The organism is Actinophytocola glycyrrhizae (genome assembly GCF_042653545.1).
In the GTDB taxonomy this organism is placed as follows: Bacteria; Actinomycetota; Actinomycetes; order Mycobacteriales; family Pseudonocardiaceae; genus Actinophytocola; species Actinophytocola glycyrrhizae.
On record NZ_JBHSIS010000024.1, the window covers coordinates 143,796 to 165,507 of the forward strand.

Sequence of the window (21,712 nt, forward strand, 5' to 3'; positions counted from 1 at the left end):
CCGGCACCGGCACTGGCCGGAACCGGACGCGGGTGAACCACGGGGCACGTGGTCACCATCCGCGCGGGACCGGTCCCGCGCAGTCGTTCATACCGTTTTCGCGCCAGGAGGAGGTGACCGGTGGACACTCGACACGACACGGGTACAGCCGCCACGGCCGGCGGCCGGGCCCAGGCACCGCCCGCGGCGGCGGCAGCACCGGCCAGGGCGACGGCGCCGCGACGGTTCGCGGACCCGGGGGCGGTGGCGGCACCCGCCGCCCGGCCGATGCCGAGGTTGCTGTCCGAGGCCGATCTGCGCACGAGGCCGCTGCTGCTGGCCCCGCCGGTGCGGCCGGCCCCACGGCCAGCGGCGCCACAGCCGGGCCCGCCGCGGAAGGAGACGTGGTCGCGGCACGTGCGTGCGTACGTGCGCCGCCTGTCGCCGGTGCAGGTGATCTGCTGGCAGATCGCCGCGATCGCGGTCGTGCTGACCGTGCGGCAGCCGTGGCCGGTGCTGGCCGGCACGTCGGCGGCGGCCGCGGTGCTGCTCGCGCTGACGGGCGTGCGGATCGGCGGGCGCTGGTTGTACGAGCTGGCCGGGCTCGCCGCGGCGTTCGCGCTCCGCGCCCGCAGGCAGGACCTGCCGGGGAACGGCGGGACGCCGGGCATGACGCTGGCGCTGCTGGGGACGCTGTTGCCGGGCTCGACCATCCGGACGCTGGAAACCAGCCAGGGTGCGGCCATGGCGATCAGCCACCAGGGCGGGCTGACCACGCAGCTCAGGCCGCGCACCGTCAGCCCGGAGATCGTCGACGCGCTGCCCATGCCCGCCGCGCTGCTGCCCACGGTGTCGGACAGTTCCGTCGGCCGATCGGGCAGGCACCACACCTTCGGCGTGCAGCTCGTGCTCCACGTCGGCGTGCGGCCGGAGCAGCCACGCAGGCTGCTGGTCGCCGTGCACGCCGCCCGCACGGTCGACACCCCGGCCGACGCCGAGCTGACGCTCGCGGTGCGCAACGCCATGCGCCGGGTGCGCAGGGCGCTCGATCGCGCCGGGGTGCGGACCGAGCCACTCGCCGAGGAGCCCGCGCTGTCCGCGATCGGGGGACTCGCGCACGTCACCGGCGGCCGCAACGAGGTGCGTGAGGACTGGCGGTTCTGGCGCACCGGCCCGGTCAGCCAGTCCGTTTTCGTGCTCACCGGGTGGGACACGCTCACCGACACCCAGGCGCGGCGGGTCGTCAGCGGGCTGCTCGCGGGCATCCCGGGCGTCGCGGCCACCGTGACCCTCGCCGCCCGCGCGCAGCGCCGGGGCGATCCGCGCGCGGGCGCCACCCTCCGCCTCGCCGCCACCACCGAGGCCGCCGTCGAGGCGGCCGCCAGGACCATCACCGACCGTTTCGCGCCTTCGGGGATTCGCCTCGCCCGGCTCGACGGCGCCCATGTCCACGGCGTCGCCGCATCGCTTCCGATCGGAGTGTTTCCATGACCGTCCTCGCTGAAAACCCAGTCACCGTCCTGCGTCCGGCCACGACGTCGGTACACGCGGTCCGCTGCCCGTCCAGTGCGGGGGTCACGGCACTGCTCGCGTCGGCGAAGCAGGAGGTGCTCGTGATGAGCACCCAGTCGGTCCCGGACCGCGACCCGATCGGCGGGGTGCGCCGCGTCGACCACGAGAACCTGCGGCGCGGCGTGCGCTACCGCATGATCGTGCCGGACACCGCGCGGACCGCGCCGGTGCTCGCGGCCCGGCTCGGCACGCTCGCGCTGGCCGGCGCCGCCATCAGGACCGTTCCCGAGGTGCCCACCGACGCGCTCGTGATCGACGGCTCGCTCACCGGCGGCAAGGTGGTGCTGCCGGAGGACCGCACCGCGGGCGGCCGTTCGCTCGGCACCGCCGTGTTCGGGCTGTCGAGCGTGGTGACCACGACGCGGCAGCTGTTCGAGCGGGTGTGGCTGTCGGCGGTGCCGATGACCGCGTCGGACCTGCCGGACGCGGCCGAGCTGGCCGGGCGGGAGAAGGAGCTGCTGTCGCTGCTGTTCTCGGGCAGCACCGACGAGTCCGCGGCCGCGCGGCTCGGGGTGTCGGTGCGGACCGTGCGGCGCATGGTCGCCGACATCATGAACCGGCTCGGTGCCCGCAGCCGCTTCCAGGCCGGTGCCAAGGCCGCCGACCGGGGCTGGCTGATGGAGCGGGCGGGCTGATGACGATCATGGCTGCCAGGACCCTGCTCGTGGCGCCCGGCCGCCACGGCGCCTACCCGACCATCGGCGACGCGCTGGGCAACGCGCCGGACGGCGGTGTCGTCGCGATCGCCGAGGGCACCTACCCCGAGACCTTCGAGCTGGCCGGGCGGCGCCTGACGCTCCGCGCGCACGAGGGCGGCGAGGTGGTCCTCGACGGCACCGGCGGCGACTGGCCCGTGCTGGCGGTGCGCGGCGGCTCCCTCGCACTGCACGGGCTCACGATCAGGGCGGGCGCCGCGGCCGTGCAGGCCGAGGACGTGGAGCTGACCGTCGAACGCTGCGCGTTGTCCACCGAGGCCGGGCCCGCGCTCGTGGTGCGCGGGTGCGGGCGGTTCACCGTCAACCGGTGCACCGTCGACGGCGCCGACCAGGGCATCGTCGTGGAGAGTTCGTCCGGCCGGATCGACGAGACCACGGTCGCGAACATCGCGGGTGACGGGATCGTGCTCGGGCTGGGCGCCGACCCGGAGCTGCGGAACTGCGTGGTGTCCGACTGCGGGCAGCGCGGCGTGTACGTGTACCGGTACGCGCGACCCGTGATCGAGTCGTGCGAGGTTTCCCGCACCGCCCACGACGGCATCTCGGTGGCGCAGCAGAGCAGGCCGGAACTCCGCCGGTGCAAGGTCCACGACGTCGGCGGCGTCGGCATCGCGTTCGCGGCCGGCTGCGCGGGCGCCGTCGACTCGTGCCAGGTCGACAACTCGGCCGCCCCGGGGATCCTCGTCGCCGACGGCGCGACGCCGACCGTGACCGAACCGGCCAGGCGCGCGGTGTCCAGCGGCGACAGTGGTCTCGACGACCTGCTCGGGGACCTCGACGCCATGGTCGGGCTGCCCGGGGTGAAGGCCGAGGTGCACGCGGTCGTCGACGAGATCCAGGTCAACGAGTGGCGGCGGCACGCAGGGCTGTCGGTCGGCACCGTGAGCCACCACCTGATCTTCGCGGGCGCGCCGGGCACCGGCAAGACGACCGTGGCACGCACCTACGGTCAGCTGCTGAAGTCGCTCGGTGTGCTGTCGAAGGGCCAGTTCCGGGAGGTGTCGCGGCGCGACCTCGTCGGCCAGTACATCGGCCACACCGCGGAGAAGACGTCGGTGGTGTTCGAGGAGTCGCTCGGCGGTGTGCTGTTCATCGACGAGGCGTACACGCTGTCCCGGCAGGCCGGGGCCGGCGGCGACTTCGGGCAGGAGGCCATCGACACGCTCGTGAAGCTCATGGAGGACCACCGCGACGAGGTGGCCGTGATCGTCGCCGGGTACACCGCCGAGATGCGCGAGTTCCTCGACGCCAACCCCGGTCTCGCGTCCCGCTTCTCCAAGACCATCGAGTTCGAGAACTACTCGCCGGAGGACCTCGTGCAGATCGTCGGGCGCATGGTCGCCGCGGGCGACTACCGCCTCGACGACGCCGCCGCCCCGGTGCTGCGGGAGCACTTCGCGCGCATCGCGGCCGACCCGAACTTCGGCAACGCCCGCGACGCGCGGCGGCTGTTCGAGGGGGTGCGGAAGGCGCAGTCGCAGCGGTTGCGGCTGCTCGGCCGGCGGCCGGAGACGGCCGAGCTGCGGGCGCTGACCGCGCGGGATGTCCTTGCGGTGACCGGATAACAGGGGCTCCGATACTGTCGGTGGTGTGCGGGTGCTGGTGGTCGAGGACGATGAGAACCTGCGGATCGCGGTCGCCGGGTCGCTGCGCGGGGCCGGGTTCGCCGTGGACGCGGTCGGCGACCTCCCCGCCGCGGACGAGGCGCTGTCGGTGAACTCCTACGACTGCGCGGTCCTCGACCGCATGCTGCCCTCCGGTGACGCCCTGTATTACGTGCGGGCCCGCCGTCCCGCCGTGCCCGTGCTGTTCCTGACCGCGCGGGACACCGTCGACGACCGCATCGCCGGCCTGGAGCACGGCGACGACTACCTCGTGAAGCCGTTCGCGGTCGAGGAGCTGGCGGCGCGGGTGCGGCGGCTGTGCAGGCGGGTGGCGAGTGGTGGTGTGCCCACCGTGCTGCGCTGCGGTGACCTCGAGGTCGACAGTGGACGGCACGAGGTGCGGCGCGCCGGTGTGCTGCTCACGTTGACCCGCAAGGAGTTCGACGTGCTGCAACTCCTCGTCGCCCACCAGCGCGCCCCGGTCGGGCGCGCCGACCTGATCGGCCAGGTGTGGGACCCGTACGTCGACCCCGCCTCCAACGTGCTCGACGTGGTGATCACGCAGCTGCGCCGCAAGCTGCGGCACCCGCCCATGATCCACACCGTGCGAGGTGTCGGTTATCGCATCGAACCGGCCTGAACACGGTTAGCCTGGAAAACACATCGCACTCCCCGGGGGAACGACATGCGCCGCGTCCTGTTCGCCGTCCTCGGGCTCGCCGCCCTGCTGATCGCGGGCTGCAGCTCGGCGGTCCCCGGTGTGCCGGTGCCCGCGGCGTCCCCCGAGGACGACCGGCAGCTCGTGCGGGACTACTTCGACGAGCTGAACGCCGCCGCCGAGGAGGGCCCGTCGACCCAGCGGGACTTCCTGCGCCGCAGCCAGCACCCGGACTACGCGGACGGCATGTGCGAACTCGGCGGCCTCACGCTCACCATCGACCCGGCCATGTCGACGTTGCGGGTGGACCCGGACTGGGTGCCGCCGGACGCGGGCCGCGACGCGGAACACCCGCGTGGGCTGGTGTACGTGCTCGGCGTGTCGGTGAGCATCCGCGACGACGACGGCGCGCTGCTCGGCGAGCAGATCGGGTCCCAGCGGGTGGTCGTGCTCGAGGGCAGGACGTACGGCTTCACGCCGTGTCCCACAGGTTAGTGACGCTACGCAGCGAATCTGTCGAGAGAACTGCGTTCCGCCATCCGCCCGGAGTAGCCGTCACTGGTTCGGAGCAGTCTGGATTCCACCGGTAGGGGGAAAACCGAACACGCACCCGCCAACATCTCAAGACCGCTGCCCCTGCCGTCGAAACAAGAGCACGTAGGGAGGTGAGCGCGATGGCAGTACTGGACACCCAGCCCGAGCCGGTCCGGCGGGACGCCAGGTGGCGGGAACGCAGGATCAACGAGCCGACGGTACCGATCCAGCACCCGTCCCGGCGAGTCGAGCCGCGAGCGGACGCTCGTGCCGAGCCCCGTGGCGAGGCACCTGGCGACGTCCGCACCGACGTCCGCGCGGCTGCTGTCCGGGCCGAGTCCGAGGAGATGAGCCTGGTCGAACTGCACCAGTCCATCGCCTCCCTGCTGGCGTCGCGCGGCGAGTGGCGGCAGGCGTACGAGCACCTGCGGCACGCGCTGGACCTCGCCACCGCGGAACGGCCGCCCCAGGTGCCGGAACAGTTCCGGCAGGAGGTGGCGCGGCTGCGCAGGGAACACGCGGAGGCCCGCGAGCAGAGCCTCCGCGACGCGCTCACCGCGAGCTACAACCGCCGCTACCTCGACCAGCGGCTGCTGGAGGTGGACGACCCGCGCGGCGAGTTCGCGGTCGCGCTCGTCGACCTGGACTACTTCAAGCGCGTCAACGACACGTTCGGCCACCTCGTCGGCGACCGGGTACTGCGGCAGGTCGTGGAGTTGCTGCAGGTAGGGCTGCCGGAGGGCGGGTTCTGCGCCCGGTACGGCGGCGAGGAGTTCGTGCTCATGCTGCCGGGTCTCGAAGCCGCGGCCGCGTGGGCGGTCGCGGAGGCGGCCAGGGCCAGGGTCGAGCAGTTCTCCTGGTCGTCGATCGTCCGCGGCCTGCGTGTGACCATTTCCATAGGTGTCGCCCACGAGTCCGGCGCCAGCGGCGTCACCACCCCCGAGCAACAACTCCGGCTCGCGGACGGGTTGCTGTACACGGCCAAGCAGTCCGGCCGCAACAGCGTCGCCTACCGGGTCGGAGGCCAGGTCCGCTTCTCCGGGGCGGCCGGGCTGAGAGGCCGGCGTGGCTAGTTGTGGTCACCCTTGACCGCCCCCTTGCGTCGGTTCGATAACATTTGATGCCGAGAAGGCTATACCCCGATCGGGCTATACGGCTGAGGCCACTTGCCCACTGGTAGTGAGCAAAATTCAGTTGATAGTCGTCAGAAGTGGCATCCGTCCGTACTATCGGGCGCGGCTAGGGCACCGTGGGTTCGCAACCAAGTTGCAGTCCACAACGTCTTGATAAAGAAAGCGCCACGACGCGTGGCCCGTACACGAGGTGAGAGGAGTCCGGGTGCCCGACGACGAACGCCTCGGCGGCACCCACGACCCGCACGAGTACGGAAGACGCCACCGCCGCGAGGACGTGGCCCCCGGCGAGGAGAAGCCGAGGCGCCGCAGGCGCTCGATGGAGTCCGGCGGCCTGTCCGTTGCGGACCTGGTGCAGAAGCACAGCGCGTCCAGGTCCGACATGACCCCGGTCGACCCGCAACAGCTGCAACAGAACGCGCTGGTGAGCGGCCGCCGCGCCCGTCAGGACAGACAGGGCGCCGAGGGTCCCGCCGGCCGCGGCCACCCCGGCGAAGCCCCCCGGCGTCAGGCGCCGCCCCCACCGTCGATCGCGGACGCCCTCGGCGACGACGCCCCCGAGTTTCCCCGCGCCGACGCTCCCCGCGCCAGCAGGCACGCCCCCCGCAACGGCTTCCCCCCGGACGTTGCTCCCCGCCGTCCCACCTCGCACCCCGGCGAAGCCGCCCGCAACGGCCGCCGGGCGGCGGAGGCCCCCCAGTCCGGCCACCACGCACTCCCCCCGGACGCGGGCGAGGCCCCCCGCAACGGTCACCACGCGGCGGAGGGCCCCGGTTTCCCGGTGGATCCGGCCGCCACCCGCAACGGCCGCCGCACCGGTCATGCCTCCGGCCACCACGCGCTCCCCCCGACCGCCCCGGGCGAAGCCCCCGGCCGCCGCCCAGGAGAAGGCTCTGCCTTCTTCCCCGCCGACACCGGCCGCAACGGCCACCACGCGGCCGAACCCCCCGGCTTCCCCCAGAACACCCCGCCCGACACGGGCCGCAACGGCCGCCGAGGCGGCTCCGACTCCTTCTTCCCCGACGCACCCGGCGACGCCTCCGGCCCGCACCGCCGGGGCGCCGAGCACCCCGCCTTCCCCGCGGACGCCCCCCACCCCGGCGGCCCCCGCAGCGGCTCCCGGCGCGGCGAGCCTCCCGACTTCCCGGCCGACGCACCCGGTGCCTTCCTCCCCGACGCACCCGGCGAAGGCTCCGCCCCCCGGCGTCGAGGCGCCGCGAGTCCCGGCTTCCCGGCCGACGCGCCCGGCCACAGCTCCGGCCCCCGCCGCGGAGGCGGCGCCCCCGGCTTCCCGGCCGACACCCCGAACGCCTTCCTCCCGGACGCACCAGGCGACGCCTCCGGCCCGCACCGCCGAGGCGCCGAGCACCCCGGCTTCCGCGCGGACGCCCCGCACCCCGGCGCACCGGGCGACGGCTCCGGCCCGCGCCGCCGTGGTGCCGACGGCTCCGGCTTCCCCGGCCACCCGGGCGAACCCCGAGGTGCCCGCCGAGGTGACGAGCCCCCCAGCTTCCCGGCCGACGCCACGGGTGCCTTCGCGCCCGGCGAAGGCTCCGGCCCCCGCCGCCGAGGCGGCGAAACCCCCGTCCCGCTGCCGGGTTCCCGCCGTCCCGGTGAGGCGTCCGCGCACCACCCGGTCCCCGGTGAGGGCCCCAGCCCCCGGCCGCGGCGCGATGCCCGCCGTGCCGGTGAGGCCTCCGCCCACCACGCCGTTCCCGGCGACCCCGCCTTCCCGCGCGACGACGCGCCCCGCAACGGCCGCCGCCCCGGTGAGGTCTCGGCCCACCACCAGGTCCCCGTCCACCCGCTGCCCGGCGAAGCGCCGTTCCCCCGGGACGACGCCCCCCGCAACGGCCGCCGCCCCGGCGAGGCGTCCGCCCAGTTCGGTGCCGACCCGCACCGTCAGGGCCCGCCGACGCCGCCGCCAGGGCAGTGGCCAGGTGAGCAGCTGTCCGAGCCGCGCCTGACCCCGGCGGCCATCGACGCCCCCGACGCGCGACCGAGGACCACCGGTGTGCCGCCGGTTCCGCCGCCGGTGCCGCCTCGCGGGGACGACGACCTCGTGTCGATGACCACCGAGATGGAGGCCATCGGCGAGGACGTGCAGAAGCGGCGCACCATCGACCACACGCTCGCGCGCTTCTCCGCCGTCCACGACGAGATCAGGGCCGAGGAGCGGGAGAAGAAGGCCAAGCGCCGCAAGCTTCTGCCGTGGCAGAACGACGACACCGAGATGGACAGTCTCGACGAGATGGAAGCCCAGCAGTCGATGGCGATGCGGGTCCCCGTGATCCCCGCCGACGACGAGCAGGAGCCAGAGCCCGAGGAGGAGCCCAAGCAGTCGCGGCTGCGCAGGAAGAAGGGGTTCAAGAAGCTGCGCGGCCGGTCGGCGGGCAAGGCGTTCGTCGTGTTCTTCGCGGCGCTGGTGTTCGTGGGTTCCGCGGCCGGGTGGAGCTTCAAGGCCTACGTCGACGCGAAGTCCAACACCGTCGACGCGCTCGACCCGGACTCCAAGGCCATCCTGGACGCACAGGCTCAGCTCGGTGACGAGAACTTCCTGCTCGTCGGCTCCGACACCCGTGCGGGCGCGGCCGCCGAGGAGGGTGTCGGCGACGAGAACACCGTCCAGGGCGCGCGGTCGGACACCGTGATGATCGCGCACATCCCGAAGAGCCGGGAACGGGTCGTGGTCGTCTCCTTTCCGCGTGACCTCGAGGTGAACCGGCCGGCCTGTGACGGCTGGGACCCGAAGACCGGTGAGCTGACCGACGAGCAGCACCCCGCCGAGCAGCAGGTCAAGATCAACACCGCCTACCAGGTCGGCGGGCCCAAGTGCGTGACGAAGATGGTGCAGGAGCTGTCCGGTCTCGCCATCAACCACTTCGTCGGCATCGACTTCCACGGCTTCAAGGACATGGTCGACGCGGTCAAGGGCGTCGAGGTGTGCGTCGAGCGGCCGATGAAGGACGACGTGCTCGGCACGGTCGTCGCCGAGGCTGGCAAGAACGTGCGGCTCAGCGGCGACCAGGCGCTGAACTTCGTACGCGCCCGCCACGTCGAGGGCGACGTGACCTCCGACTACGGCCGCATCATCCGCCAGCAGCGGTTCCTGTCCTCGCTGCTGCGCAAGGCGATGTCGGCCGAGGTGCTGCTGGACCCCGGCAAGCTGACCGACTTCGTCGACGCGTTCTCGAAGGCCACGTTCGGCGACAACGTCGGCGTGGACCAGCTGCTCACACTCGGCCAGTCGATGCAGGGCATCGACGCGGGCAAGGTCACGTTCATCACCGTGCCGACCGTCGGCGAGTCCAACGAACGCGGCAACGAGGACCTGCTGGTCGACGACACCGACGCGCTGTTCGACGCGATCCGCCAGGACACCCCGCTGCCCGGCGAGGCCCCGGAGAAGAAGCCCGTCGACGACGCTTCGCAGAACACCGCGCAGCTGTCCGGCCTCAAGCAGGACCAGCCGCAGGGCCCGATCGACCCGAAGACCATCAAGATCCAGGTGCTGAACGGCGGCAACGACACCGACGGCATCGCGGGCGACACCGCGGACTCGCTCGCCTCGTACGGCTTCCAGATCATGCGCGTCGACCCGGCGCCGGAGGACATCGACAAGCCGGCGATCATCAAGCACGGCAAGGAACGTCTCGCCGAGGCGCAGACGCTGCAGGCCGCGGTGCCTGGCTCGCAGCTGGTCGAGGACGAGTCGGTGGGGGGCGCGGTCATGCTGGTCGTGGGCCCCGGCTTCGACGGCGAGGTCGTGTCGCCCGCCGGTGGCGGCAAGACCGCCGAGGTGCCGGACAACCTGCAGACCGTCAACGCCGGTGACGTCTCGTGCGCGTGATCGCCGATTGGTGGTCGTCGGTTCACCTGGGATTCACCCGGGAATGCCGTGGTCGTGTGTGCGCGCCCGTAGGCTGTCGCCATGCGTGAGGCCTACCATGTCGAACTCGGTCAGCTCGCGGAAGAGCTGGCCAACATGTGCTCCATGTCCGCGACCGCGATGGAGCTCGCCACCCGGGCGCTGCTGGACACCGACCTCGGCCTCGCCGAACAGGTGATCGGCGACGACGCGAAGATCGACGACGCCCGGTCGTCCTGCGAGGAACACGCCTACGCGCTCCTCGCGCTGCAGGCGCCGGTGGCGACCGACCTCCGCACCGTCCTCGCCGCCATCCACGCGGCCGAGAGCCTCGAACGCATGGGCGACCTGGCGCTGCACGTGGCGAAGGCCGCGCGCCGCAGGCACCCGAATCCGGTGCTGCCGGAGCAGATCCGCCCGCAGTTCTCCGAGATGGGCCGCGTGGCCGTCGAGCTGGCCCGCGACGCGGAGCAGGTCATCCTGAACAAGGACATCGACCAGGCCCGCTCGCTGGAGGAGGCCGACGACGAGATGGACGACCTGCACCGCCGCCTGTTCTCGGTGATCATGGACAAGGACTGGCCGCACGGCGTCGCCGCCGCGGTGGACGCGACCCTGCTCGGCCGGTTCTACGAGCGCTACGCCGACCACGCCGTGTCGGTCGCCAAGCGCGTCGTGTTCGTCGTGACCGGCCGGATGCCCGGTTACGCGGAGGACGAGGACGTCTAGAGCGACGCCTGGACATTCCGTGAAGATCATGTGCCGTCAATGGGCCGTTCAGGACGCTCAGCGCCCTGAACGCGCCTTTCAGGGCATTGCCAACACTCACATCTAGCGGCGGGTCGGGGCCACCGACTCGATCATCTCGCCGAGTGCCAGTGCGAGGCGGGACGAGTCGGCCGGGCTGAACGTGCTGCGTACCTGACCGTCCTCGCCGGCCGGGCGGGACAGCGTCAGGTAGCGGCCCGCGTCCGTGTCGATCCATGTCAGGTTGCCACCGCGCAGCTCCTTGCCGGTGCGCGGGTCGCGGCCGGTGACGGAGAAGAACCCCGTCCCGGTCCTCGGCCTGGCGAGGTAGCTCGCGGCGGTCCGCATCTGGTGGTCGTTGCCGCCACCGCCGTACACGGGCGTCATGAAGTCGTCCTGCTCCCGCGACACCGGGGCAGGACGGGTCACCGTCACCGACTGGCCGGGGCCCGCCGTCGCCTTCGGCAGCAGCCCGACCAGGGAGATGGCCAGCGCGGTCGGCCGGATCGGCTCCAGCAGGAACCGTTCGCCCTCCTTGACCGCCAGCACGCCCTGCTCGCCGTCGGTCGCGGCGCGCGCGTACACCTTGCGGGTCCTCTCGACGGTGCCCATGGTGGCCACCGAGATCACGGGCCGCGACAGGACCTTCAACGCACGGGTCAGGCCCTGGTCGATGTCCGCGCCGCGGATCAGGCCGCGCCTGCCGAGACCGAGGAACACCTCGCGGGCGATGCGCTGCCGGTCGACCTGGAACTCGCCGAAGCTCGGGATGTCGAACGGGAACTGCCGGACGTTGACGTCGAGCGTCTGCGCCAGCACGTCCACCTCGGGCAAGGTGAGCTGGTAGCCGGTCATCACTGCCCGATCACCGGCGGTGCGGTCATCTCGTCGGTGCCGAACACGGCGTCCGGGTCGCCCTCGACGAGGAACGACGGCCGCTGGTGCTCCTCGTCCTCCTCACCGTCGCCGCGGCGGCCACCGAGCGGCGCCATGCCGCCCGCGGCGCCACGGCCACCCACACCACCGGCCGCGGCACCGCCACGCACCGCGCCTTCCGAGAGCGCACCGGCACCGGCACCCGCGCCGAGACCGCCGGGCCCGCGCCCGGCCGCGCCCTGACCGCCGCCCGCGCCGGAACCGCTGCCGTAGCCACCCGAACCGGGACCGCCACCGGGGCCGTACCCGCGCCCACCGGGCCCGCCGCCGCGGCCGTGGTCACCGCCGCCGTTCGGGCCGGGCAGGCCGCCGACCGGCAGCGGCGGGACGCCCAGGTGCTGGCCGGGCTGGTTGCCGCCACCGCTGGGCCCTGGCAGGCCGGGCGGGAACTGGCCGGGACCGGGCAGGCCGGGCACCTCGCCGCTGGGGGTGGTGCCGTTGCCACCGGGCCCGTTCGGACCGGGGACACCAGGGATGCCGGGGACACCGGGGACACCGGGAATGTTCGGGCCCCCCGGCCCGCCAGGGACACCCGGACCGCCGGGGCCCCCAGGGCCACCGGGACCGCCCGGGTAGCCGGGGTCCCCGGGGCCCGGTGTGCCGGGCGGCACGGTCGGGACGCCGGGGTCGCCGCCGTTCGGTGGGGGTGTGCCACCACTCGGCGGGGGCTGGTGACCGCCGGGGGCGTTGGTTCCCGGGGTGTTCGTGCCCGGTGTGCCGACGTGGGAGCTCTGGAGCTCCGAGTTGCCGGGCGAGCCGCCGGACAGCGTCGGCGGCGGCCCGAACGCGGGCATGGTGCTCGCGGAGGACAGGCCGCTGTCGTAGATGTTGACCACCCCCGCGGCCTGCTCGTGCGCGGCCTGCTGCGCGTCGTACCGCGCCTGGTAGTCGTTGAGCTTGCGGATCAGCTCGAACGGGTTCGACTCGGACTGCAGGTCCGCGTTGGCGGCGTCGAGGTCGAAGTCCACCGGCTCCGGCATGTCCCGCTTCGCCTGGGCGAGCGCGGCCGCCTGCAGGTTCGTCTGCGTGCCCGCGAGCTGCGCGCTCTGGCCCGCGTCGCCGACCCAGTTGCCGACCTGCGCCATGAACGTCCTGGCCGAGTCGCCCGCCGGGCCCTGCCAGTCGGACTCGCTGTTGTTGATGGCCGACGCGACCCCGGACTGGAAGCGGGTCATCGCGTTGCCCGCCGAGATCCACAGGTCACCGGTCTCGCCGACGGCGTCCGGGTTCACATCCTCGGTGACCATCGTCTTCAGCCGCGGGTGCGGTGTCGACAGGTAGTTCGCGCACATCATCAGCGGGCCGGCACGGGTCTGCAGGCCCGCCGCGAGCTCGGCCGCGCGCGCGTTCATCTCGTTGGTGTAGGTCTCCTGCACGCGGTCGCCGTGGTTGAACATGTCGAGCAGCCGGTCGAGCCACGTGCCCTGTTCGACCTCGCGGTCCACCTCGGACTCGGCGGCCTGCTCGGTCTGTTCACCGGTCCGCGTCGTGGTGTTGCGGTCGATGTAGGTGGGACTGCTCGGGTCCCGCGTGGCGTCGTAGGACGGGCTCGACGGGTCGTAGTGCGGGCTGTACGGGTCGGACACGTCGTTCCGTGACTGGTGGTTTCCGCTCATCACGTGTCCTCAGGGGAGGTTCGGTTCGACGAGTGCCGCCAGCCGCGCCGCGAGCTCACAGCCCTGTTGCTGGGCGCCGCCGACCGCGGTGTTGTCCACCCGCGCCGAGTCGCCGACGGCGAGGCTGACGCCGCAGCTGCCGGTCGGGCCGACGAACGACGCGGCGTCGTGCGCGCCGATCTTCGGCAGCTGCTGGACGTTCGAGCCGACGATGTCGTCGAGGCCCCGGGTGTCGAACAGCTCGACGGAGACGGTGAAGCTCTCGTTGAGCGTCGGCCCGTCGTGCCGGTAGCGGCAGACCCTGGCCTCGCCGAGGGTCTTCTCCTCGCCGCCGGTGAGGCCGAGCGAGGTCAGCCCCGCCTGGTCGACGAGCCCGCACGGGTCGAGGTCGGCGAGGCCGGACGGGTCGTCGCCACCGGAGGTCGGCGGCTGGCTCGAGTCCGTCGGCGCGTCCGGGTCGGTGCCGATGGTCCGGTCGGCGGTGGTCTCACCGCCGGTGTCGCCACCCGCTGTCGGGTTGCCCTCGGTCGGTTCGCTGCAGCCGGACAGGAGGACCACGAGCGCGGCCGATGCCGCGAGGAAAGACCTACGCACTGAAGTTGCCCTTGATGGTCAGCTCGCTGCTCTGGTAGTTGTCCATCGCGCCGAGCACCCCTTCCTCCGCGTCGACGAGCGACGCTCGGAACTGCTGCAGCATGGTGAGGAAGCCCTCGTTGTCGGTGGCGACCTCCTGCACGTAGGGCTTCATGGCTTCGGCGCCGTGGCTCGTGCCGAGCGCGGGCTGCTGCGCGAGCGTGCCGAGGTCGGCGAGGTTGTCGTCGACCCACTTGGCCATCTCGCGGATGGCGACGAGCAGCGCCTGGCCGCCGGTCTCGCTGACGGCGAACGACCCGTCCGCGGCGGCCATCTTGAGCCCCCGCATGGACGAGGCCATCTTCGCCATGACCCCGCCTCCACCTGCGTCAAGCATCGCCCCACCCTTCGCAGCCGACCCCTGTGCGAGTCACATTCTGACGCAACCCGGCCGGAGAAGGTTCCCCAACGGGAATGCCGTGCGCACGCGACCCGCGAGACAGCGGCTCGCGGGTCGCGTGGCTCGTGCTCGCCGGGCCGGTCAGCCGAAGCGGCCGGAGATGTAGTCCTCGGTGGCCTTCTCGTGCGGGTTCGAGAAGATCTTCTCCGTCGCGTCCATCTCGACCAGCCTACCCGGCTGGCCGACACCCGCCAGGTTGAAGAACGCCGTCTGGTCGGACACCCGCGCCGCCTGCTGCATGTTGTGGGTGACGATGACGATCGTGTAGTCCTGCTTCAGCTTGCCGATCAGGTCCTCGATCGCGAGGGTGGAGATCGGGTCCAGCGCCGAGCACGGCTCGTCCATCAGCAGCACGTCCGGCTCCACCGCGATCGCGCGGGCGATGCACAGCCGCTGCTGCTGCCCACCCGACAGGGAGGAACCCGGCTTGTTGAGGCGGTCCTTCACCTCGTTCCACAGGTTCGCCCCGCGCAGCGACGACTCCACCACCTCGTCGGCCTGCGCCTTCGACATGCGCTTGTTGTTGAGCTTCATGCCGGCGAGCACGTTGGCGGCGATCGACATGGTCGGGAACGGGTTCGGCCGCTGGAAGACCATGCCGATCGACCGGCGCACCCGCACCGGGTCGACGTCGCGGCCGTACAGGTCCTCGCCGTCGAGGGCGATCTTGCCCGTGATGTAGGCCCTCGGGATCACCTCGTGCATCCGGTTGAGGGACCGCAACACGGTCGACTTGCCGCACCCGGACGGGCCGATGAAGGCGGTCACCGCGCGCGGCTCGACCGCCATGGTCACACCCTCGACGGCCTTGAAGTCGCCGTAGAAGATGCTGAGGTCGGAGATGTCCAGTCGCTTAGCCATCGATAGTCCTTGTCGTGTGCCTCAACGGCTGGTCTTGGGCGAGAAGATACGGGCGACGATACGGGCGATCAGGTTGAGCAACATGACGATCAGGATCAGTGTCAGTGCCGCGGCCCACGCCCGGTCGTAGTTGATCGTGATGATGCTGTCCGGCCCTGGGGGCGCGAAGCCCTGGCTGTACTGGCGGTACACGAACACCGGCAGCGTCATCATCCGGCCGTCGAACAGGTCGAAGTTCGTCGAGTCGACCACGCCCGCGACGATCAGCAGCGGCGCGGTCTCGCCGATCACGCGGGCGACCGCCAGCATGACGCCGGTGACGAGCCCCGCCGCCGCGGTGCGCAGCACCACCTTCACCACGGTGAGCCACTTGGGCACCCCCAGCGCGTACGCGGCCTCCCGCAGCTCGTTCGGCACCAGCTTGAGCATCTCCTCGGACGCCCGCACCACGACCGGGATCATCAGCACCGCCAGCGCGACCGACCCGGCCGCGCCCATCCGCACCCCGGGTCCGAAGAACAGCACGAACAGGGCGTAGGCGAACAGGCCCGCGACGATGGACGGGATGCCCGTCATCACGTCGACGAAGAACGTGATGCCCCGGCCGAGCTTGGTCTTCGGCCCGTACTCCACGAGGTAGATCGCGGTGAGCAGGCCGATCGGGACCGAGATGACGGTGGCGAACGCGGTGATCTCCAGCGTGCCCATGATCGCGTGGTAGGCGCCACCGGCGTCCATGCCGCCGTACACGCCGCGCAGCGTGGTGCTGAGGAAGTAGCCGTTGAACCGCTCGAAGCCGTTCTCCAGCACCGTCCACAGCAGGCTGACCAGCGGGATGACGGCGAGGCCGAACGCGCTGTACATCAGCGTCGTGGCGAGCCGGTCCCGGCCGGCCCTGGGACCCTCGACGACCGTCGTGAGCGCGAGGATCGACACGGCGTAGAGGACGACGCCGAGGAACACGGCGAGCGGGATGCTGAACGAGCCGAAGACCGCGAGCAGTCCCGACACCACGGCGAACGCGAGCACCGCGACGCCGACCGGGGCGAACCTGGGCAGCTTCCCGGCGCTCAGGCCCGGGGAGACCAGCGGTTTCTGAGCGGTGGTGGTCATCAGTTCGCCCCAGAGAACTCGGCGCGCCTGGAGACGATCCACCGCGCGATCATGTTGACGAGAAGGGTGATGGCGAACAGCACCAGGCCGGTGAAGATCAGCACGCTGACGCCGAGGCCGCTCGACTCGGGGAACTGCAGGGCGATGTTCGCCGCGATGTTCTGCTGCTGGCCCGCCTTGAGGATGAAGAACGAGTAGAGGAACCCCGGGGAGAGCACCATCGCGACCGCCATGGTCTCGCCGAGGGCACGGCCGAGGCCGAGCATCGCGGCGCTGATGATGCCGGAGCGGCCGAACGGGAGCACCGACATGCGGATCATCTCCCAGCGGGTCGCGCCAAGCGCCAGCGCCGCCTCCTCGTGCAGGGTCGGTGTCTGGAGGAACACCTCGCGGGACACCGCGGTGATGATCGGCAGGATCATCACGGCCAGCACGATGCCCGCGGTCAGCACGGTGCGCGGCGGGCTGGCGGCGGGCCCCTCGAAGATGGGGATGAAGCCGAGGTACTCGCTCAGCCATTCGAAGACGGGGAACATGTGGGGCATCAGCCACAGCGCGCCCCACAGGCCGTACACGACGCTCGGGATGGCGGCGAGCAGGTCGATGACGTAGCCGAACGCCTGCGCGAGCTTGCGCGGCGCGTAGTGCGAGATGAACAACGCGACCCCGATGGCGACCGGTGTCGCGATGATCAACGCGATCATCGCCGCGAGGACGGTGCCGAAGACCAGCGGGCCGACGTAGTCGAGGAGGGAGTCCCCCTCCGTGACCCAGTGGACCGATTCCGAGAGCTCCTCGGAGGGGGTGCTGATCGCCGGCCACGCCTCGGTCACCAGGAAGACGGCGACCGCGGCGAGGATCACCAGGATGAGCACACCGGCGGCCTTCGCGGCGCCGCTGAAGATCACGTCACCTGGTCGCCGGGGTGCCCGTGGTTGTTTGCCCTGCCGCATCGGCGGCAAGGGCTTGGCCTTCGGTTCGCCCGTGGTGGTCACAGTGGGTTCTCCGGTAACGGGAAGGGTCGGACCGCACCGGGCGGGCGACCACCGGTGGTGGTCACCCGCCCTGTCGCGCAGACCATGACAGCTGGTCCGTCGAGATTCTTCGTCAGACCTTCATCGCCTCGAGCGCGGCCTCGACATCCGCACGCAGCGTGTCGGAGATCGGCGCCGAACCGGCCGCACCGGAAGCGGCCTCCTGGCCCTCCTGGCTCGCGACGTGGCTGACGAACGCCTTCACGAGCTCACCCTTGCCGGCCATGTTGGCCTTGGCGTTGGTGTAGTCGCTGCAGACCACGAGGTAGGAGACCAGCACGATCGGGTAGGTGCCCTCGGCGGTGGTGTCGCGCTGCAGCTCGATGGCCAGGTCGTGCTCGACCCCGCCCTCGGCCTTCGGCGACTCGTCGACGACCTTGGCCGCCGCGTCCGCCGAGTACTCCACGAACTGCTCGCCGACCTTGACCTTGGCCACGCCGAGGTTGCCTGCCTGGCTCGCGTCCGCGTAGCCGATGGTGCCCTGGCCACCCTGGACGGTCTGCACGACGCCGGAGGTGCCCTGCGCGGACTGGCTGCCGCTCACCGGCCAGTCACCACTGGGCTCGTGCGGCCACGCGTCGCCTGCGGCGGCGGCCAGGTACTCGGTGAAGTTCTCCGTGGTGCCCGACTCGTCGGACCGGTTCACCGGGGTGACCGCCAGGTCGGGCAGGTTCGCGCCCGGGTTGTCCGCGGCGATCGCCGGGTCGTTCCACTTCTTGATCTTCTGGTCGAAGATCCCCGCGATGGTGGCGGGCGAGAGCTGCAGCCCGTCCACGCCCTCGATGTTGTAGACGACCGCGATGGGGCTGATGTAGAGCGGCAGGTGGATGGCGTCGCTGCCGCAGGACTCCTTGGCGGCGGCCCGCTCCTCTTCGTCCATGACCGCGTCGGTGCCCGCGAACGCGACCGCGCCCTCACCGAACTGTGTACGCCCGCCGCCGGAGCCGACCGGGTCGTAGCTGACGGTGACGTCCGGGTTGTTCGACCCGAACCCGGACCGCCACGCGTTCATGGCGGCTTCCTGCGAGCTCGCACCGGCGCCTGCGAGCTCACCGGAAAGGTTGCTGTCCGAACCGCCGTCGTTGCTCCCGGAGGAGGTCTCGGGGTCGGAGCCGCAGGCCGTGAGCGCCACTGCGCTGGCAGTGACAAGGGCCGCGAGGCGGCCGTAGCGGATGCGCTTCACTTGGTCCTCTCGGAATGTGTCGATTTCACAAGTCCGTGCGCCCACTAGAAGTACTCCCGACGGCACGCACGGCGCGGACGCTAAAGAAGCGGAATGGACACATCCGGGTATTGAGGTAAACAACAGGTGAACAAGCCCAGATTGTGACCTTTGTTGCTTCCCGTGACGGTGATTGTCCTATTACCGCTGGTAGGCGACGTTGGTGTATCTGAGAGTGAAACCCAATCGCCGGTACACGGCGAGCGCGGGCGCGTTGTCGGACTCGACGTACAGGATGATCTCCGGGACGCCGCGTGCACGCAGGTGATGCAGCCCGGCCAGCGTCAACGCCCGCCCGAGCCCACCGCCCTGCGCGTCCGGGTGGATGCCGACGACGTAGACCTCACCGGTGCCGTCCGGGTGCACCTTGGTCCAGTGAAACCCGACGACTTCCCCGTTCTCGTCGACGGCGAGGAAAAAGCCGGCCGGGTCGAACCAGGCTTCCTTTTCGGCGGCCACCACGTCGGCGACGGTGAGCATGCCCTGCTCGGGATGCCAGTCGAAAGCGGCCTTGTTGACGTCGACCATGGCCTGCTCGTCGCGACCGGGCACGAACGTGCGCAGCGTGACCCCCTCCCGCGGCCGCGTCTGCTCCGGCAGCTCCACCGCGTTGTCGAGCCGCATCTGGAACAGCTCACGAACCCTGGCGAGGTCCTTGGCGGCGGCGATCCGCGCCGCACCGGGGTGGTCCCGGTGGGACCACAGGCGCAGCGGGCTGTCGATGGTCAGCACCTCGTCGACCAGCGCGGTACCCACCCCCCGCCGCCGGTGCCCGGGATGCACGAAGAGCTCGACGATCCGGTTGCCCAGCGAGTCACCCCGGACGTCGACGTGCGCGTACCCGGCCGTGGCGCCCCCGTCCCGGGCGAGGAGATGCCGCCCGGACCGGAACTCGGCCGGCACTCCACCGTCAGCGGGTGTGTCGGGGACTCCGTCCTCGGCACGCACAGCGGCCAGCAGCCCGGGAACGGTGTCGTCGGCGTCGTCCTGCCAAATCAGCTCCACACGAAGACCGTACCGGGACACCACCCGACCTGCGGCCCGCACAAGTGCCGTCAATGGGCCGTTCAGGGCGCCCAGCGCCCTGAACGCGCCTTTCAGGGCATCGCCAGGCGGGAGTCAGTTGACTTCGAGCGGCTTGTTGGCGGGGTCGGCGGCGGAATGCGACGCCTTCGGGGGTTGCACGAACTTGTAGCCGACGTTGCGCACGGTGCCGATCATCTGCTCGTGCTCGGTGCCGAGCTTCGCGCGCAGACGCCGGACGTGGACGTCGACCGTCCTGGTGCCGCCGAAGAAGTCGTAGCCCCACACCTCCTGCAGCAGCTGCGCGCGGGTGAACACCCGGCCCGCGTGCTGCGCGAGGTACTTGAGCAGCTCGAACTCCTTGTAGGTCAGGTCGAGCGGGCGCCCGCGCAGCCGCGCCATGTAGGTCGCCTCGTCGATCACCAGCTCGCCGAGCCGCAGGGCGCCGTCGGCACCCGGGGCACCGGCGGGACCGCGTGAGGTCAGTAGACGCAGCCGGGCGTCCACCTCCGCGGGACCCGCGGTCGGCAGCAGGATGTCATCGACACGCCACTCCGAGTTCACGGCCACGAGACCGCCCTCGTTGACGATGGCGATGACCGGCGCGCTGTCGCCACCGCTGGTGAGCAGCCTGCAGAGGCTCTTCGCGGCGGCGAGGTCGGTCCGTGCGTCGACCAGCACGACGTCCCGGGACCCGGCCTCGAGGAGGGCGGTGACCTCGGGCGCCTGGGTGCGCACGTGGTGGGGCAGCAACATCAGTGACGGCACCACCGAGCCCGGCGTTGGGTCCGCGGTGAGCAGCAGCAGGTCGAGGCTCATCAGGCCCGCCTCTCTGGATACGCTCCGTGGCTTTCCGGAAGAATAGCGGGTGTGGTGAGCGAATGTCCTGGTCGTGACACCTGCGTCACACGTCTGCACCAACCTTGGAGCGATGGTGTGAGACTGGCGGGACTGATGTTGCGCCGGAAACATGAACGTAACGTGACCGCCGCCCTCGTACCTCCCGCCGCGGTCGGGATCCTCGGCCGTAGCGCCCCCACCCCGGTGCCGCCCGTGCACACGACCGGGGATCATTACCGACTTCACACCGACACCAGAGAGCGATTGGCAGTATGACCACGATGACGCAGACACCGGCCCATCCCGCGCCTCGCAAGCGCAGGAAGGCCGTCCGCAGACTCGTCGTCACCTTCGTCGTGCTGCTCGGGTTGCTGGTCGTCGCGGACTTCGGCGCCGCGGCCGTGTTCGAGTACCAGGTGTCGAAGCGGGCCCGCGAGCAGTTCCACCTCACCGACGACCCCGCGGTCAAGGTCGGCGGCTTCTCGTTCCTGGCGCAGGCGATCTCCGGCGAGTACGGCCACGTCATGATCGACGCGAAGGGCGTGCCGGTCGAGGACACCCTGCGCGACCTCGAGGTGCACATCGAGCTGCGGGGCGTGCAGGCGCCGCTGTCCGACCTGGTGTCCGGCTCGCTGCGGGAGGTCAAGGTCCGGGAGGTCGAGGGCCAGGTCAAGGTGAAGGCCTCGGACGTGAACCGCGCGGTCGCCGAGAACAAGAGCCCGGCGGTCCGGTCCATCACGAACCTCACGATCGACCCGGTCAGCGAGCAGGACGTCGCCACCAACCCCGACGACCGCACCGACACCGAGCAGGAGGCCGCCGAGCGCGCGGCGGACGCGGAGATCGAGGACACCACGGCGGGTACCCGGATCTGCGCCACGATCGACCTCGCGGGCGAGGAGACCGAGCTGTGCACGTTCGGCATCATCTCGCTGGTCGACGCGAAGATGACCTTCACGCCCGGCCGCCTCGAACTGCGGAACTCGGTGCTCGGCGCCAGCGAATTGCCCCCGGTCCTCGACGCGACCGTCAAGCAGGCGCTGACCTTCACCCTCGACCCCGGTGAGCTGCCGTTCACCGTCACGCCGACGGCGGTCACCGTGGATTCCGGCATGCTGTCGGTGAAGGGCACCGCGAGCGACGTGGTGCTGGGCAGCTAGTAGCGAGCTCCGGAGTCAGCCGCGGTTGGTGTTGTGGGTTTGTCCTCGCCGGACGGGCAGGTC

The 21,712-nt window shown here is 71.5% G+C and carries 19 protein-coding genes; 9 read left to right on the forward strand and 10 right to left on the reverse strand.

The genetic code is table 11. The annotated features are described in order from the left end of the window. Positions 1 to 120 precede the first annotated feature (120 nt). The 8 genes from ACFPCV_RS35400 (at position 121) to phoU (ending at position 10,793) form a co-directional block, all read left to right on the forward strand. On the forward strand, positions 121 to 1,470 hold the full coding sequence (locus tag ACFPCV_RS35400) for a hypothetical protein (protein WP_378061496.1): 1,350 nt from the start codon (positions 121 to 123) through the stop codon (positions 1,468 to 1,470). After that, entirely contained in the window at positions 1,467 to 2,186 is a 720-nt protein-coding gene (locus ACFPCV_RS35405; RefSeq protein ID WP_378061498.1) for a helix-turn-helix transcriptional regulator, read from the forward strand. Before ACFPCV_RS35400 ends, ACFPCV_RS35405 begins: the two co-directional genes overlap by 4 nt. Beyond that, positions 2,186 to 3,832: a right-handed parallel beta-helix repeat-containing protein gene (locus tag ACFPCV_RS35410; protein ID WP_378061500.1), complete on the forward strand. Its 1,647-nt coding sequence runs from the start codon at positions 2,186 to 2,188 to the stop codon at positions 3,830 to 3,832. Before ACFPCV_RS35405 ends, ACFPCV_RS35410 begins: the two co-directional genes overlap by 1 nt. 25 nt (positions 3,833 to 3,857) lie before the next feature. Beyond that, positions 3,858 to 4,511, forward strand: coding sequence for a response regulator transcription factor (locus tag ACFPCV_RS35415; RefSeq protein ID WP_378061502.1), 654 nt, complete (start codon positions 3,858 to 3,860; stop codon positions 4,509 to 4,511). A gap of 45 nt (positions 4,512 to 4,556) precedes the next feature. Then, on the forward strand, positions 4,557 to 5,024 hold the full coding sequence (locus tag ACFPCV_RS35420; RefSeq protein WP_378061504.1) for a hypothetical protein: 468 nt from the start codon (positions 4,557 to 4,559) through the stop codon (positions 5,022 to 5,024). A gap of 386 nt (positions 5,025 to 5,410) precedes the next feature. After that, entirely contained in the window at positions 5,411 to 6,136 is a 726-nt protein-coding gene (locus ACFPCV_RS35425) for a GGDEF domain-containing protein (protein WP_378061722.1), read from the forward strand. A gap of 265 nt (positions 6,137 to 6,401) precedes the next feature. Next, positions 6,402 to 10,046, forward strand: a complete 3,645-nt coding sequence (locus tag ACFPCV_RS35430) for an LCP family protein (protein ID WP_378061505.1) — start codon at positions 6,402 to 6,404, stop codon at positions 10,044 to 10,046. Positions 10,047 to 10,127: 81 nt separating this feature from the next. Continuing rightward, positions 10,128 to 10,793, forward strand: a complete 666-nt coding sequence (phoU, locus tag ACFPCV_RS35435) for a phosphate signaling complex protein PhoU (protein ID WP_378061506.1) — start codon at positions 10,128 to 10,130, stop codon at positions 10,791 to 10,793. A 102-nt stretch (positions 10,794 to 10,895) separates the two neighbouring features. Here phoU and ACFPCV_RS35440 read toward each other — a convergent pair whose 3' ends face one another. The 10 genes from ACFPCV_RS35440 to ACFPCV_RS35485 all read right to left on the reverse strand — a co-directional run bounded on the left by ACFPCV_RS35440 (position 10,896) and on the right by ACFPCV_RS35485 (position 20,468). After that, a complete protein-coding gene (locus tag ACFPCV_RS35440) occupies positions 10,896 to 11,666 on the reverse strand; it encodes an ESX secretion-associated protein EspG (protein WP_378061507.1) in 771 nt (256 codons plus the stop codon). Further along, positions 11,666 to 13,363 (reverse strand): PPE domain-containing protein, encoded by a 1,698-nt coding sequence (locus ACFPCV_RS35445; RefSeq protein WP_378061508.1) that lies wholly within the window; start codon positions 13,361 to 13,363, stop codon positions 11,666 to 11,668. The genes ACFPCV_RS35440 and ACFPCV_RS35445 overlap by 1 nt, the downstream gene beginning before the upstream one ends. Positions 13,364 to 13,372: 9 nt before the next feature. Next, positions 13,373 to 13,957 (reverse strand): DUF3558 domain-containing protein, encoded by a 585-nt coding sequence (locus ACFPCV_RS35450; RefSeq protein ID WP_378061509.1) that lies wholly within the window; start codon positions 13,955 to 13,957, stop codon positions 13,373 to 13,375. After that, the gene (locus ACFPCV_RS35455) at positions 13,950 to 14,306 is read right to left on the reverse strand and encodes a hypothetical protein (RefSeq protein ID WP_378061511.1); all 357 of its coding nucleotides are present in this window, start codon (positions 14,304 to 14,306) and stop codon (positions 13,950 to 13,952) included. Before ACFPCV_RS35455 ends, ACFPCV_RS35450 begins: the two co-directional genes overlap by 8 nt. Before the next feature lie 171 nt (positions 14,307 to 14,477). Next, positions 14,478 to 15,257, reverse strand: a complete 780-nt coding sequence (pstB, locus tag ACFPCV_RS35460; RefSeq protein ID WP_378061513.1) for a phosphate ABC transporter ATP-binding protein PstB — start codon at positions 15,255 to 15,257, stop codon at positions 14,478 to 14,480. A 21-nt stretch (positions 15,258 to 15,278) separates the two neighbouring features. Then, positions 15,279 to 16,370, reverse strand: coding sequence for a phosphate ABC transporter permease PstA (pstA, locus tag ACFPCV_RS35465; protein WP_378061514.1), 1,092 nt, complete (start codon positions 16,368 to 16,370; stop codon positions 15,279 to 15,281). Beyond that, positions 16,370 to 17,332: a phosphate ABC transporter permease subunit PstC gene (pstC, locus tag ACFPCV_RS35470; RefSeq protein ID WP_378061723.1), complete on the reverse strand. Its 963-nt coding sequence runs from the start codon at positions 17,330 to 17,332 to the stop codon at positions 16,370 to 16,372. The genes pstA and pstC overlap by 1 nt, the downstream gene beginning before the upstream one ends. A gap of 145 nt (positions 17,333 to 17,477) precedes the next feature. Then, positions 17,478 to 18,587, reverse strand: coding sequence for a phosphate ABC transporter substrate-binding protein PstS (gene pstS / locus ACFPCV_RS35475; RefSeq protein WP_378061515.1), 1,110 nt, complete (start codon positions 18,585 to 18,587; stop codon positions 17,478 to 17,480). A gap of 180 nt (positions 18,588 to 18,767) precedes the next feature. Beyond that, positions 18,768 to 19,631: a mycothiol synthase gene (gene mshD, locus ACFPCV_RS35480; protein WP_378061516.1), complete on the reverse strand. Its 864-nt coding sequence runs from the start codon at positions 19,629 to 19,631 to the stop codon at positions 18,768 to 18,770. A gap of 114 nt (positions 19,632 to 19,745) precedes the next feature. Further along, positions 19,746 to 20,468 (reverse strand): winged helix-turn-helix transcriptional regulator, encoded by a 723-nt coding sequence (locus tag ACFPCV_RS35485; protein WP_378061517.1) that lies wholly within the window; start codon positions 20,466 to 20,468, stop codon positions 19,746 to 19,748. A 302-nt stretch (positions 20,469 to 20,770) separates the two neighbouring features. On the opposite strand from ACFPCV_RS35485, the gene ACFPCV_RS35490 reads away from it, so the two are divergent. Beyond that, entirely contained in the window at positions 20,771 to 21,649 is an 879-nt protein-coding gene (locus tag ACFPCV_RS35490) for an LmeA family phospholipid-binding protein (RefSeq protein ID WP_378061518.1), read from the forward strand. Positions 21,650 to 21,712: the final 63 nt, after the last annotated feature.